Origin of the sequence: Paraburkholderia sp. J63, assembly GCF_905220245.1 — a bacterium.
Taxonomy (GTDB): Bacteria; Pseudomonadota; Gammaproteobacteria; order Burkholderiales; family Burkholderiaceae; genus Paraburkholderia.
This window is the reverse complement of record NZ_CAJMZF010000005.1, coordinates 273,075-286,783: the sequence shown is the minus strand read 5'-3', so window position 1 is coordinate 286,783 and position 13,709 is coordinate 273,075. Positions and strand designations below refer to the sequence as shown.

The following is a 13,709-nucleotide window of genomic DNA, read 5'->3' as shown; positions in this document are numbered from 1 at the left end:
GTCGGAAGCGCGCTAACGGAAACGGCAGCGAGCGGGCCGGGGGCCGAGATGAAGCGCACGTCGACCCCGCCGGCCCCTTCGAGCACGCGATGAACGCACCCGCATATCAGGGCATCAAGGACTTCATCCTCGCGCGCATTCACGCGGGCGAGTGGAGCGAAGGCGACCAGGTGCCTTCGGAGAACGAGCTCGCGCGCGAGTTCAAGGTCGCGCGCATGACGGTGAACCGCGCGTTGCGCGAACTTACCGCCGAGCAGGTGCTCACGCGCGTGCAGGGCGCGGGCACCTTTGTCGCGCGCCCGAAGTACGAGTCCACGCTGGTGGCGATCCGCAGCATCTCCGACGAAATTCTCGCGCGCGGGCATGGCTACCGCGCCGAGGTGCTGGAGATCGGCGTGCTGCCCGCCGACGAGGCGCTCGCCATCGAAATGGGGCTGCGCGCGAACGACAAGGTTTTCTACTCGCGCATGCTGCACTTCGAGAACGACGAGCCCGTGCAGCTCGAAGAACGCTGGGTCAATCCGGCCGTCGCGCCGGATTACGCGGCGCAGGACTTCACGTCCACCACGCCGAATCACTACCTCATGCGCGTCGCGCCGCTCCAGGCCGTGGAGTACCGCATCGAGGCGCTCGCTCCGCAGGACGACACCCGCGCGCGGCTCAAGATGGCCGAAGTCGAGCCGTGCCTCGTGCTGCATCGGCGCACGCGTTCGAGCGGACGCGTGGCTTCGGTCGCGAACCTCTGGCATCCGGGCAGCCGGTATCGCTTTACGGGGCATTTCTAGGCGGCATCTGCCGGCCTGATTCCTTTCTTTTTGCTTTCGTATTCGTTAGCGGCGTTGCAGCGGGTTCGCAGATGCCAGGTCCTCCGAAGCAATTTCTTTCGCTAAACTTCGTCTTTCGTGCGCCTTAGCAACAGTCGTGCTATCGGCGCGTGGCGCTCAAACGTTGCGACCCCGCTTGTCGCGCCGCGCGCAACGCCCGGCGCGCGCCCTCGTAGCGCAGTTGAGCAGGCTTGCTCTGCTCTTCCTTACAGTAGTGATACAGCATGCGTTGCAGCGCCCGGGTTGCGTCCTGCCTCGCGAAGCGGCTACCCTTTAGCTATCGGCCAGGCTTGCCTGGCCCACGAGGGAGGACCTCCGCGATGGAAGATTCCGGCGCAACGCTCATGCCCGTGTGGCGCGCGAACCTCGCGCTGCTCACGCGCGAAGTGGGCGCGGTCACGCGGCTCGCGAGGATGATGACGTTTTCCGCGAGCTACATGAAGCTGATCGCTTCGGGGCAGCGCGATTTCAGCGCGGAGTTCGTGCGCGGCGTGGAGTCCGTCACGGGCCTGCCCGAAGGCTGGATGGACGAGCCGCATAGCGCCGGCGACGTGCCCCAGGAGGCGCGCGACGCGATCGCCGATGAAACGCCGCGGGGGCGCTTTCGCGGCACTGCGCATCCGATGCGCAAGGCGCCGGTGCTGCGCACCGAGCCGATCTTCGGCCACGGCGCGGACGCCCGGCGCGCGCAGAGCGTGGCCGCACAGGATAGCCAGCGGCGCGTGGCCGGCACGCGCAAGATCCGCGAGCTGGCCGCCCAGGACGTGCGCAAGCTCGAACGGCATCTGAGCATGCTGCCGGTGGAGCCCGAGGCGCTGCGCTCGCGCATCGAAGACGTGATTGCCCATGCGGAGCACGACGAGCGCGCGCGCGCCGATCTCGAGGGGCGGCTCGAGCAGATCGAGAAGCATCGCGAACTGCTGCTGCGCCACATCACGCGTCTTCACGCGCTGCTGACGCGATCCACTCCCGACGATTGATTTCGCCTTGCCGGGTGACCGCGCCCGGCGTGCGACCGCATCGGCTCAAATCCGCAACTCCGCGAGAATCTGCTCGGCGAGAAAGTCGCACGTCGGCCGGTTCGAGCGGGCGCTGCGCGCGAGCACCACTTCGAGCTCCGGCAGTTCGGGCAGGCCATGCTGGCGGCCCAGCGTGACGAAGGTCTCGGGCACCGCGCAGCGCGCGAGCGGCGCGACCGCGAGGCCCGCCGCCACCATGCTGCACAGGCCCATCAGGCTCGGGCTTTCATAAGACGTGCGATAGGCGATCTTCTCGCGTTCGAGCGCGGCAATCGCGTTCGCGCGCGCGACGCTGCCCGCGCTGAAGAGCGCGATGGGCAGCGGCCGCTCGCGCCAGATCTCCCGCCCGATGGCCGCGCTCGCGCTGGCGGGCGGCCCGGCCCAGACCGTCGGCTCGAAGCGGATGAATTCGCCGGCAAGCTCGCGCGTGCCCGTCACGCAGGCCAGATCGATCTTGTTGTCCTTCACGAGCGGCGCGAGCGCGCTGCTCGGCAACCCGACCACCTGAATCTCCACTTTCGGCCAGTTCGCCGAGAACTTGCGCAGCACGGGCGGCAACAGCGACGAGGCATAGTCGTCGGGCATGCCGATCGACACCCGGCCCTTGACCTCGGGGTGCGCGAGCGAGGCCCACGCTTCGTCGCGCAGCGCGAGCATGCGCCGCGCATAGGCAATCAGCGTATGGCCGTCGGGCGTGGGCGTGACGTTGCGCGGCGCGCGGATGAAAAGCGGCTTGCCGAGCGTGTCTTCGAGCGCGCGGATCTGCATCGAGAGCGCCGCCTGCGAGCGGTGCACGAGCGCGGCGCCGCGCACGAAGCTGCCGGCATCGGCGACGGCCACCACCATGGCGAGGACGTCGAAATCGAGGGTCTTCATGGGTGTCGGATGCGCGGCATCGGAGCGAGCCGCAGCATCAGAAAAGCTGATCGAAACGTTCAATATAACGCGTTTGTCTGAACGTGGCGACGCTCGTATGCTGGTCCGGACCGCTGCTGCTTCGACCCTCTCTCACGCTTTCATGCACGGAACGACCATGTCGATGACGATGACCCCGCCAGTTGATTTGAACTACGAACGATTCCGGCAACGGCAGATGCGCCTCGACATGTCGCGCGGCAAGCCCGCGCCCGAGCAACTCGATCTCTCGCGGGGGCTCTTCGACGCGGCGCTCGACGAGGGCTATCGCGCGCGCGATGGCTTCGATTGCCGCAATTACGGCCTCGCGTCGGGCTTGCCCGAGGCACGCGAACTGGGCGCCGAACTGCTGGGCGTGCCGGCGGCGCAGGTGATTGCGGGCGGCAATTCGAGCCTCGAACTCATGCACGACGCGCTCGCGTTCGCGCTGCTCCACGGCGTGCCGGTGGGCGAGGGCCGCAGCGTGCCCTGGCGCGCGCAGGGCGAGATAGCGTTCCTGTGTCCGTCGCCGGGCTACGACCGGCACTTCGCGATTTGCGAGGCGCTGGGCGTGCGCATGATCGCGGTGCCCATGCGCGAGGACGGCCCCGACATGGACGCCGTGGAGGCGCTCGTGCGCGAGGACGCCTCGGTGAAGGGCATGTGGTGCATGCCGCTCTACAGCAATCCCACGGGCGCCATCTACGCGGACGACGTGGTGCGCCGGCTCGCCGCCATGCCCGCCGCCGCGCCCGACTTCCGGCTCTTCTGGGACGACGCCTATCGCTTTCATCACCTCACCGACGAGCGCCTGGCCACGCCCGACGTGGTCGCGGCCTGCGCGGCGGCCGGGCATGCCGAGCGCGTGCTCGTGTTCGCCTCGCTCTCGAAGGTGACGTACGCGGGCGGCGCGCTGGCCTGGCTCGCCGCGTCGCCGCGCAACGTGACCTGGTGGCAGCGCTGCGCCGCGGTCCGCACGATCGGCCCGGACAAGCTCAACCAGTTGCGCCACGTGCGCTTCATCCGCGACCGCGCGGCGCTTGAAGCGTTGATGGCGCGTCATCGCACGCTGCTCGCGCCGAAGTTCGCCGCCGTGGACGAGGTGTTCCGCGCGCGTCTTTCGGATGTGCCGCAGGTGCGCTGGAACGTGCCGCGCGGCGGCTACTTCATCAGCCTCTACGCGCCGCCGGGCTGCGCGCGGCGCACGGTCGAGCTCGCTGGCGAAGCGGGGCTCGTGCTGACGCCCGCGGGCGCGGCGTTTCCCTATGGCGTCGATCCCGAGGACAGCCATCTGCGCATCGCGCCGTCGTTTCCGGCGCTGGAGGAGGTGCGGCTCGCGGCGGAGGGGATCGCGGTGTCGCTGCTGCGCGCGATCGAGACGCGCGGCGTGGCGGCGGCGCTCGCATGACGATCTCGATCGGCTGGTGCCGGGTTGGCGCGCCGCGGGCTCCGGCCGTGCCCTGACCGGCGTGCCGCCCCAAAGCCGCGTCGCCGTGCCCGTTTCCGGCGCGGCGCGCGGCGAAACGATGTGCTACAACGAAAAGCGGGTTCCATCGTCTACGTGAGGTCGATGTGTCGGCTCTCGCCGTCGGTTTGCAACGCGGGCTGCAAAGCGGTTTGCAACACGGGTTGCAACGCGCAATGGCGCAACGCGTGCGCGAGGGGACGGCGCGTCCGCCCGTTGCGCGCGTGCTCGCGGCCGGCACGGGCTGGCAGGCCGACGACGTCGTCTGCACGCTCGGCCCCGCCGACCGGCCCTACGAGGAGCGCCACGCGAGCGCGTGCCTTGCGCTCGTCGCGGCCGGATCGTTCGGCTATCGCAGCGGATCGGGCAGCGCGCAGGGCGCTCGCCTGCGCGGCGGCGCACGCGCTCCCGAACTGATGACCCCCGGCGCGCTCATGCTCGGCGAGCCGGGCGCGTGCTTCGAATGCGGCCACCGCCACGGCGCGGGCGACCGCTGCATCTCGTTTCACTTCGATCCCGACTGGCTCGACGAGCAGGCCGCCGCGGCGGGTCTCGCGCCGGGCGCGCGGCGCTGGAGCGCGCTGCGCGTGCCGCCGCTGCGCGCGCTCGCGCCGCTTGTGGCGCAAGCGTGCGCGAACGTCGAGGCGCTCGAACGTGGCGCGGGCGCGCCCGCCGCGTGGGACGAACTGGCGCTTGCGCTGGCGGTCGCGACCTTGCGCGCGAGCGCGGGCGGCAAGGACGTGCGCGGCCAGGCGCGGACGATGCGATCGACACAGTCGGCGCAAGCGGCGGCGGGACCGGGGCCATCGGCGGCCGCGGCTGCGCGCGTGGCCGCGACGCTGCGTTTGATCGAAGAGACGCCCGACGCGTCCCATACGCTGGCGAGCCTCGCGGCGGCGGCCGGCGTGAGCGAGTTCTATTTTCTGCGGACCTTTTCGGCGGTCGCGGGCGTGACGCCTCACCAATACCTGTTGCGCTCGCGGCTGCGCGTCGCCGCGCTGCGGCTGCTTGCCGGGGACGGCGATGGCCCGGGCGTTGCGAAGATCGTCGATATTGCGCTGGCGAGCGGGTTCAACGATCTGTCCAATTTCAACGCGGCTTTTCGCGCGGAGTTCGGCGCGAGTCCGCGAGCATGGCGCGACGCGGCGCGCGCACGTCAGCTTGCGGCGACTTCCTGGCCGCGTGCGGCGAGTGCGCCGGCCGAGTCCAACGCGGCCAGCACGAGGGACGCGGCAGTGAGGCGGCGGCCTTGAGCGCGGCGTGCGCAGGCCCTGCGATCGAGCGGGTAGCGCGCGCGATACCATCGCGCAAATACGCGCAGCGTATGACGAGGGGAGCGGCGCGAAGCATGAAAGAACGCGTGAGGCGCGGCGCGAGGCTGGCGGCGAACGATGTGTTCGCGCTTGCGCTGGCCATCGCGGCGGCGTTCGCCGCCTCGTGTGCGCATGCGCAGTTACCGTCCGCGCCCAACGCGCCCAACGCGCCCAACGCGCCCAACGCGCCCAACGCGACCCCGAACGCAACCGACGCCACCACTCCCGCCGACCCCACCGACCTCCCGCCCGCCACACTCGAGCGCGACGTCCACGTATTCGTCATCGAGAAAGACGGCTCGGTGCAGGAGCACGACGACTCGACGATGCGCGCCAACACCACCGCGGGCGTCGACGCCGTCGCGCAGCGCTACGTCTGGTTCAATAAGGATATCGAAACGATCACCGCGCTGGCGGCGCAGACCATCGACCCGGACGGCACGGTGCACGAAGTCGGCCCTGGCGCGATCCGCGACGTTCAGGAGCCGCGCTCGGCGGGCGCGCCGACCTTCGAGGACGGCGTGCTGCGCACGGTGATTTTCCCGGGCGTGCAGCCGGGCTCGCGCGTGCGCCTCGTCTGGGCGAAGCGCCGCGCGAAGGCGCTGCAGGCGGGCACGTTCTCGTACTTCGCCGAACCGCCGGGCGAGCCGGTCGAACTCGAACGCCTCGTCTTCGATCTGCCGACGGACCTGCCGCTCCATGTCGATGCGCGCGGCTACACGGCGCTCGCTCCCGTGACCGCGAACGGCCGCACGCGCTACGCCTTCGAGTATCGTCACGGCCCTTACGGGCCGCTGGAACCGGGCGCCGTCGCGCGCGTGAACTGGGGGGCGCGCCTCATGGTGACGACAGTGCCCGACTACGCCACCTTCGCCGCGCGCTACCGCGAGGCAGCCGCCGATCCCACGGCCACGGACCCGTCCATCGCGGCCTTCGCGCGCGCGCTCACGGCGGGGCTTACCGATCCGCGCGAGCGGGCCGCGCGCATCTACGACTGGATGCGCCTGAATATCCGCTACGTGGCGCTCTTTCTGGGCGAGACCGCGGCGGCCCCGCACCGCGCCGTGGACATCCTGCGCGACCGCTACGGCGACTGCAAGGACCACGTCGCGCTCTTCACGGCGCTGCTCGCGGCGGTGGGCATTCGCGCCGAAGCGGCGCTGCTGAACCTGGGCCCCGTCTACACGCTGCCCTCGGTGCCGGGCTATGGCGTGGAGGCGATCGACCACGTGATCGCGTGGCTGCCCGACCTCGGCCTGTTCGCGGATACGTCCTCGGGGGGCGTCGCGTTCGGCTATCTGCCGGCGGGCGTGATGGATCGCCCGGCGCTGCTCGTCGACGATGGTGTGCTCACGCGCACGCCCGCCACGCAGCCGCGCGAACGCACGGCGCGGCTCGAAATCGACGTAGGCGCGGATGGCGATGCCGCCTACCGCTATCGCGTGGACGACGTGGGCGCCGGCGCCGAGCCCGAGCGCAATACATTTCGCCGTGCGACGCGTCGCGAGGCGCAGCAGCTTGCCTTGCAGCGCTTGCGCCAAACGGGCCTCGCGGGCACGGCGCATCTTTCGACGAGCGCGCTCGATGCAATGAGCGGGCCGTTCGCCGCCACGACCAGCGGCACGATCGAGCACTTCGTCTGGCCCGACGGCACGACGGCGCTGCCCGCGTTGAGCAGCTTTTCGGGCGGCGTCGCTTCGCAACTCGATGCGTGGCTCGCGGTGCCGCGGCGCACGCAGCCGTGGGCCTGCATCGGCGGCGATTATGAGGAGCACGCACAAATCGTGCTGCCCGCGTTCGCGCGCGTGACCGACCTGCCGCGCGACGCGTCCGCGAGCGCGCTCGCGGACGGCGCGCAGCTCGACTACGCATCGCACTATGTGTTCGATCCGGCCTCGCGCACGGTGCAGGTTTCGCGCACGCTCTCCGCGCATTTCGGGCGGCAGATGTGCTCGCCCGAGCAGTTCACGCAGATGCGCGACGCGCTCGTGCGCATGCAGCGCGATACGCATGCGCAGATCGTCGTGCGCGCGAAGCGAAGGGAATAAAGGGCCGATGAAGCGAAAGAGCGGGCTCGAGCGCCGCGCGCGGACCGGCTTCAGCCGCCGCGCGTCATCACCGGCACCCATGCGCCCTGCTTCACCTGATAGAGCGTCGAGGCGCCGTTCTTGAGCGCGCCGTGCTCGTCGAAGGCGATGCGGCCCGTGACCCCCGCGAAGGACAGCGTCCTGAGCGCGCCGCGCCAGAGATCGGGATTCGCCGACTTCGCCGCCGTCATCGCGTGAATGGCCGCCCAGGCGGCGTCATAGCCGAACGGCGCGTAGGCGAGCACGTCGGTGCCGAAGCGGCTCTTGAAGCGCTGCGCGAAGGCCGGCCCATCGGGCAGTTGCGCGAGCGGGCGGCCATATTCCCACGCGAGCGCGCCTTCGCCCGCGGGGCCCGCGAGCCGCACGAATTCGGGAAACGCCACGCCGCCGCCGCCCACGAACTGCGCGCGCATGCTGCGCGCCTTCATCTGCTTCACGAGCGCCGCCGCCTGGCGCGCGAGGCCGCCGAAGTAGAGCAGGTCGGCGTCGGCGGCCTTGATGCGCGCGAGCTGCGGGCCGAAGTCGATGGCGTCGCTCGTGTCGCTCGCCGCGAACTCGCGCGCGACCACGGTGCCGCCGTGCGCCTTCACGGTGCGCTCGAACACGTCGGCCTCGCCCTGGCCGAACGCGCTGCGGTCATCGACGATGGCGATGCGCCGCGCCTTCATCACGTCGACGGCCCACGCGCCCGCAATGCCCGCGTTCTGCGCGTCGTTCGAGATCACCGCGAAGACGTTGGCAAAGCCCTGCGAAGTGATGACCGGATTGGTCGCGGCGGGGTCGATCATCGGGATGCCGGCGCTTTCGTAGATGCGCGAGGCCGGGATTGCCGTGCCCGAGTTGAAGTGGCCGACCACGGCCGTCACGTTCTGGTTCGTGAGTTGCGCGGCGGCTTGCAGACCGCCGCGCGGATCGGCGCGATCGTCGATGGAGACGAGCTCGAAGTGCGCCGTCTGATCGCCGATCTTCACGCCCTGCACATTGGCTTCGTCGATGGCGAGCTGGACGCCGTTTTGCAGATCGTGGCCATAGTCCGCGTACTCGCCGGTCAGCGGCGCGACAAAGCCGATGCGCACGGTGAGCGGCCCGGCCGCGCGCGCGGCGCTGCCGGGCGCCGACGCGAGCACGCACGAAAGCGCGCCGAGCACGATGGCGAAGAGCGCGCGGCGCCGCGACGGGCGGGCAGGCGGGGGCCGCTCAAGCGCCAACGGGCGGGGCGGGGCGCCGGGCGGGCGGCGTGGCGGCGTGGGGCGCGGTCTCATCGTGACTCCTGACGCGGAGGTGTTCTTTTACGTTGCCGGTCTGTCGTGCTGCGGGCCGTGCGGTCTGCCGTGCAGTGTAGCGTAGCGTGCTGCGGTGCCGTTTTTCAGGCGCGCTTGCGTTTGAAGTCAGCGTGCCGGCTCGCCACCGCGCGCCACGTGCTCAACGCTCCGCTTGCATGGCGAGGAGGGTTTCGCGCAGGCGCACGAGCGGCGCCATGGTGTCTTCGTTCGCCCAGCCTTCGAGGTCGTCGAGGGCGCGGTTGCAGCCGTCGAGCACGACGTCGAGGTCGACGGGCACGCCGTTGGAGAGTGCGAGGCGCACGATTGCCTCGAAGCGCTCGCAGTCTTCGTCGCCATAGGCGATGTCGAGGTTGTCGGCGATGGTCTGCGCGATGTCGCTGCGCTGGCGGTCTTCCTCGTCGACGAGGTCGATGATGCCGCGCGCCACTTCGGGCGCATGATAAAGCGCGATGTCGAGCCACTGGGCGGCATCGAAATCGGCTTCATGGCTTTGCTCTTCGAAGTATTCGATCGCTTCCTGCTCGTGCGTCTCGCCGGCGTCGACGGCAAGGCACAACTGCTCGAAATACTCTTCCTGTTCGCTGCGGATAGGGTGGGACATCGGTCAATCTCTTCACTAACGACTAACGGTGGGCGCGGCGCCCGGGTGCGCGAATGCTCAGGCGCACAGGGCGCATGCGGATCGCATTATAGGACGCGCGGCCGCTCAGTTAGTCTGTTCAGTTAGCCCACGCATTCAGCCCATGTCGATGGCCCAGGCGTCGAACCACTCGCGCGGCCGCGCGATCTGGTCCTGCGCCGCGACGATCTCCAGCTCGTAGCGCCCCGCGTCGTAGGTGGTCTTCACGACCGCGTTCACGGCGGCGAGCGTGTGCTCGAAGGCGGGACGCAGCGCGTCGCCGTTCATCAGGCGCGCGACGAAGATGGCGCTCGTGATGTCGCCCACGCCCACGGGCTGGCGCGCGAAGTGATAGAGCGGGCGCTGGCCGAGCCACGCCTCGCGCTCGCTCACGACGAGCATGTTGAAGGTGTCCGCCTGGCTGTTGCGATCGAGCAGATGCTTCACGAGCACGAGCTTCGGCCCGCGCTGGAGCAGTTCGCGGCAGGCGTCGACGGCCTCTTCGGCGGTCTCGATCTCGCGCCCGACGAGCCGTTGCAGCTCGCTGTGGTTCGGCATCAGCGCGTCGGCCACTTCGGGCATGTACTGGACCAGAAACTCCTGGATGCCGGGCTCGACCTTGCAGCCGCTGCCGTTGCTGTTGACGGTGCCCATCACCGGGTCGCAGAAGTAGCGCGCCTGCGGGTTGGCGGCCTTCACGGCGCGCACGATGTCGATCACGGCCTGCGCCTGCTCGGGCGCGCCGAGGTAGCCCGAGAGCACCGCATCGCAGCGCGGCAATACGCCGATCGCGCCGATGCCTTCGACGAGCTCCACCATCTGCTCGGCGTCGATCGCGCTGCCGCTCCAGTGGCCATACTGCGTGTGGTTCGAGAACTGCACGGTATTGAGCGGCCATACGTTCACGCCGAGGCGGCGCATCGGGAACACAGCGGCGCTGTTGCCCGCATGGCCGAACACGACGTGCGACTGGATGCTCAAAACGTTTTTCATGGGCGTTCTGTGGAGGGCGCGAAAATTCGCGCGGTGCAGCAACGATAACCGAATTCGCCGCGCCCAGTCGATGGCCGCGTGGGTGCAGTGTTGCGTTCAGGAGTCTCGCTTTCAGGCCAGTTCGCGATAGAGCGCCATGTAGCGCTGCGCCGAAGCGGCCCAGCCGAAATCCTGCTCCATGCCGCGCGCGCGCGTCTCGCGCCAGTCGTGGCTGCGCGCATAGAGCGCGAAAGCGCGGCGGATCGCGGCCGCGAGCGCGTCGGGCTCGAAGCGCTCGAATACGAAGCCGGTGGCGAGGCCATCGGCGAGATTTTCCAGCGAGGTGTCGACCACGGTGTCGGCGAGACCGCCCACGCGATGCACGAGCGGCAGCGCGCCATAGGCGAGCGCGTAGAGCTGCGTGAGCCCGCACGGCTCGAAGCGCGAGGGCACCACCATGACGTCGGCGCCCGCGACGATCGCGTGCGCGAGCGTCTCGTCGAAGCCGAGCTCGACCGCCACGGCGTCGGGATGCTGGCGCGCCGCGCGCGTGAAGCCTTGTTCGAGGCTCGCGTCGCCGGTGCCGAGCACCACGAGCTGACCGCCGCGCGCGACGATTTCGGGCAGCGCGCCGAGCAGCAGGTCGAGGCCTTTTTGCTCGGTGAGGCGGCTCACCACGCCGAACAGCGGCGCATCGTGCCGTTGCGCGAGCTTCAGGTGCGTCTGCAGCGCGGTCTTGCAGCGCTGCTTGCCGCTCATATGCGCGCTCGAGTAATGCGTGGCGATGGCGTCGTCGTGGGCCGGATTCCAGATCGCGTAGTCGACGCCGTTCAGGATGCCCAGGAGATCGTGCGCGCGCCCCTTGAGCAGCGCTTCGAGGCCGCAGCCCTGGGCGACGGTCTGGATCTCGCGCGCGTAGGTCGGGCTCACCGTCGTGATCTTGTCGGCGAAATAGAGGCCGGCTTTCAGAAATGAAAGCTGACCGTAGAACTCGACGCCGTGCATGTCGAAGAAGTCGGCGGGCAGCCCCAGCAGGTCGAATTGCTGGGCCGGGAAAATGCCCTGGTAGGCGAGGTTGTGGATCGTGAAGACACTGCGCACGCCTGCCCGGGGCGATGATGACGACGATAGCGGGGAGTGAGGATCGCCGTGGCCGCGTGCGCGCGCGGCGGCGCGCAGATAGGCCGGCGCGAGCCCCGCATGCCAGTCGTGCGCGTGCACGATGCGCGGCGCCCAGTCCGGATCGGCGTGCTGCGCGAGCTCGGCCGCGGCCCAGCCGAGCAGCGCGAAGCGCTGGGCGTTGTCGCCGTAGGGCACCTGCTCGGCATCGAGATAGGGGTTGCCGGGCCGGTCGTAGAGCGCGTCGGCGCGGATCATGTAGACAGGCAGCTCGCTGCCCGGCAGGCGGCCCAGCTCGAGCGAGGCCTCGGGCGCGCCGAAGCTGCGCGAGAGGCGCGCGACCGGCCGCAGATCGGCGAGTCCCGCGGCCACGCTCGCGAAACCCGGCAGCAGGACGCGCGCATCGGCGCCTTGCTCGATCAGCGCGACGGGCAGCGCGGCGGTGACATCGGCGAGACCGCCGGTCTTGAGCAGCGGATAGAGCTCGCTGGCTACATGCAGGACGCGGATCGTCATCGGTCTGGGGTCCTTTGCTGGCTGGCGCGAGTGTTCGTTGATTTTTCGTTGATGGGCGTTCGTTGATCGTTTGCTCGGTGAGTGGCGGTGCGCACGCGCGCCACGGGCTCCGCCGCGCCGCTCAGCCGCCGTGCCCGAGCTTCCTCAGCATCTCGTCGGTGACCAGCACGACGCCGTTCTCGGTACGGTAGAAGCGCTCGCCGTCGAGCTTGGGGTCCTCGCCGATCACGGTGCCGTCGGGGATCGCGCAGCCGCGGTCCACCACCACCTTGCGCAGCCGGCAGCTCGCGCCCACGCTCACCTCCGGCAACAAGACTGCCTCGGCAATGTTGCAGAACGACTTCACGACCACATTCGACGAGATCACCGAGCGCGAGATCTGCGAGCCCGAGATCACGCTGCCGCCGCAGACGATCAGGTTGGTGCCCGAGCCTTGCAGGCCATTCAGGTCGCGCACGAACTTGGCGGGAGGCAGTTGTTCCTGATAGGTCCAGATGGGCCAGTTGCGGTCGTAGAGATCGAGTGCGGGAATCGTCGAGGCGAGGTCGAGATTGGCCGACCAGTAGGCGTCGATGGTGCCCACGTCGCGCCAGTAGGGCTCGGCGTTCGGATCGGACGAGACGCACGACAGGCTGAACGGATGCGCGATCACGTGGCCTTCGGTGACCACGCGCGGAATGATGTCCTTGCCGAAGTCGTGGTCGGTGGCGCTGCGCGAGATGTTCTCCTCGAGTTGCTTGAAGAGATAGGCGGTCTCGAACACGTAGATGCCCATGCTCGCGAGCGCGATGTCGGGGCGGCCCGGCATCGCGGGCGGGTCGTCGGGCTTCTCGACGAAGCCCGTGACGCGGCGCGACTCGTCCACGGCCATCACGCCGAACGCGCGCGCATCGAGGCGCGGCACCTCGATGCAGCCCACCGTGCAGTCGGCGCCGCTCGCGGCGTGGTCGGCCACCATGCGCGTGTAATCCATCTTGTAGATGTGGTCGCCGGCCAGCACGATCACGTATTTCGGCGAGATCGAGCGGATGATGTCGAGATTCTGGTAGACGGCGTCGGCGGTGCCGCGATACCAGTGCGCGCCTTCCACGCGCTGCTGGGCGGGCCAGAGGTCGACGAATTCGTTGAATTCGCCGCGCAGGAAGCCCCAGCCGCGCTGCATGTGGCGCAGCAGCGAATGCGCCTTGTATTGCGTGACGACGGCGATGCGGCGGATGCCCGAGTTCAGGCAGTTCGAGAGCGCGAAGTCGATGATGCGGTACTTGCCGCCGAAGTAGACCGCCGGCTTCACGCGCTTGTTGGTGAGCGGGCCGAGGCGCGTGCCGCGTCCGCCCGCGAGCACGATGGCGAGCGTGGTGCGCTGCAGGTCGTTGAGGCTTGCCGGAGTTTCCATGATCGTCTCCTTGTTGTGCCCCCGGGGTGTCGCCGGATCCGGGTCGCTCGGCGTGCGTGACGCTGGAACGTCGCTGGCGTGTTGCCGGGATGTCGCTGGGACGTCGCTGGGACGTCATCGGCCCGCCGTCGGCGTCGTTTTTGTGACCGCGCATTGACTGTTCTAGCACCGAAAGCCGCGTTGCGCGAATTCGCTGCACAGCGCG

General features: G+C 69.5%; 11 protein-coding genes. 5 read left to right on the top strand and 6 right to left on the bottom strand.

Annotated elements, in window-relative coordinates:
* Window positions 1-89 precede the first annotated feature (89 nt).
* Both hutC and U5775_RS08625 read left to right on the top strand, forming a co-directional pair.
* A complete protein-coding gene (gene hutC / locus U5775_RS08630) occupies window positions 90-785 on the top strand; it encodes a histidine utilization repressor (RefSeq protein WP_322057714.1) in 696 nt (231 codons plus the stop codon).
* Window positions 786-1,144: 359 nt separating this feature from the next.
* Window positions 1,145-1,804 carry a hypothetical protein gene (locus U5775_RS08625; RefSeq protein WP_322057689.1) on the top strand — a complete coding sequence of 220 codons (660 nt, stop codon included), beginning with the start codon at window positions 1,145-1,147 and terminating at the stop codon, window positions 1,802-1,804.
* A gap of 45 nt (window positions 1,805-1,849) precedes the next feature.
* Here U5775_RS08625 and U5775_RS08620 read toward each other — a convergent pair whose 3' ends face one another.
* Window positions 1,850-2,719, bottom strand: a complete 870-nt coding sequence (locus U5775_RS08620) for a LysR substrate-binding domain-containing protein (RefSeq protein WP_322057688.1) — start codon at window positions 2,717-2,719, stop codon at window positions 1,850-1,852.
* A 157-nt stretch (window positions 2,720-2,876) separates the two neighbouring features.
* Between U5775_RS08620 and U5775_RS08615 the strand changes: the two genes are divergently transcribed.
* From U5775_RS08615 to U5775_RS08605, 3 genes are all read left to right on the top strand, one after another.
* Complete coding sequence (locus U5775_RS08615) at window positions 2,877-4,145, top strand: aminotransferase class I/II-fold pyridoxal phosphate-dependent enzyme (protein WP_322057687.1); 1,269 nt, start codon at window positions 2,877-2,879, stop codon at window positions 4,143-4,145.
* 233 nt (window positions 4,146-4,378) lie between these two features.
* Window positions 4,379-5,455, top strand: a complete 1,077-nt coding sequence (locus U5775_RS08610) for a helix-turn-helix transcriptional regulator (RefSeq protein ID WP_322057686.1) — start codon at window positions 4,379-4,381, stop codon at window positions 5,453-5,455.
* A gap of 95 nt (window positions 5,456-5,550) precedes the next feature.
* Complete coding sequence (locus U5775_RS08605) at window positions 5,551-7,563, top strand: DUF3857 and transglutaminase domain-containing protein (RefSeq protein WP_322057685.1); 2,013 nt, start codon at window positions 5,551-5,553, stop codon at window positions 7,561-7,563.
* 50 nt (window positions 7,564-7,613) lie between these two features.
* Here the strand turns inward: U5775_RS08605 and U5775_RS08600 are convergent, their stop codons facing one another.
* From U5775_RS08600 to glgC, 5 genes are all read right to left on the bottom strand, one after another.
* Window positions 7,614-8,864 (bottom strand): branched-chain amino acid ABC transporter substrate-binding protein, encoded by a 1,251-nt coding sequence (locus tag U5775_RS08600; RefSeq protein WP_322057684.1) that lies wholly within the window; start codon window positions 8,862-8,864, stop codon window positions 7,614-7,616.
* 160 nt (window positions 8,865-9,024) lie between these two features.
* On the bottom strand, window positions 9,025-9,486 hold the full coding sequence (locus U5775_RS08595; protein ID WP_322057683.1) for a hypothetical protein: 462 nt from the start codon (window positions 9,484-9,486) through the stop codon (window positions 9,025-9,027).
* A 135-nt stretch (window positions 9,487-9,621) separates the two neighbouring features.
* The gene (gene pdxY / locus U5775_RS08590; RefSeq protein WP_322057682.1) at window positions 9,622-10,497 is read right to left on the bottom strand and encodes a pyridoxal kinase PdxY; all 876 of its coding nucleotides are present in this window, start codon (window positions 10,495-10,497) and stop codon (window positions 9,622-9,624) included.
* 111 nt (window positions 10,498-10,608) lie between these two features.
* Window positions 10,609-12,111: a glycogen synthase GlgA gene (gene glgA, locus U5775_RS08585; RefSeq protein WP_322057681.1), complete on the bottom strand. Its 1,503-nt coding sequence runs from the start codon at window positions 12,109-12,111 to the stop codon at window positions 10,609-10,611.
* A gap of 121 nt (window positions 12,112-12,232) precedes the next feature.
* Window positions 12,233-13,504, bottom strand: a complete 1,272-nt coding sequence (glgC, locus tag U5775_RS08580) for a glucose-1-phosphate adenylyltransferase (protein WP_322057680.1) — start codon at window positions 13,502-13,504, stop codon at window positions 12,233-12,235.
* Window positions 13,505-13,709: the final 205 nt, after the last annotated feature.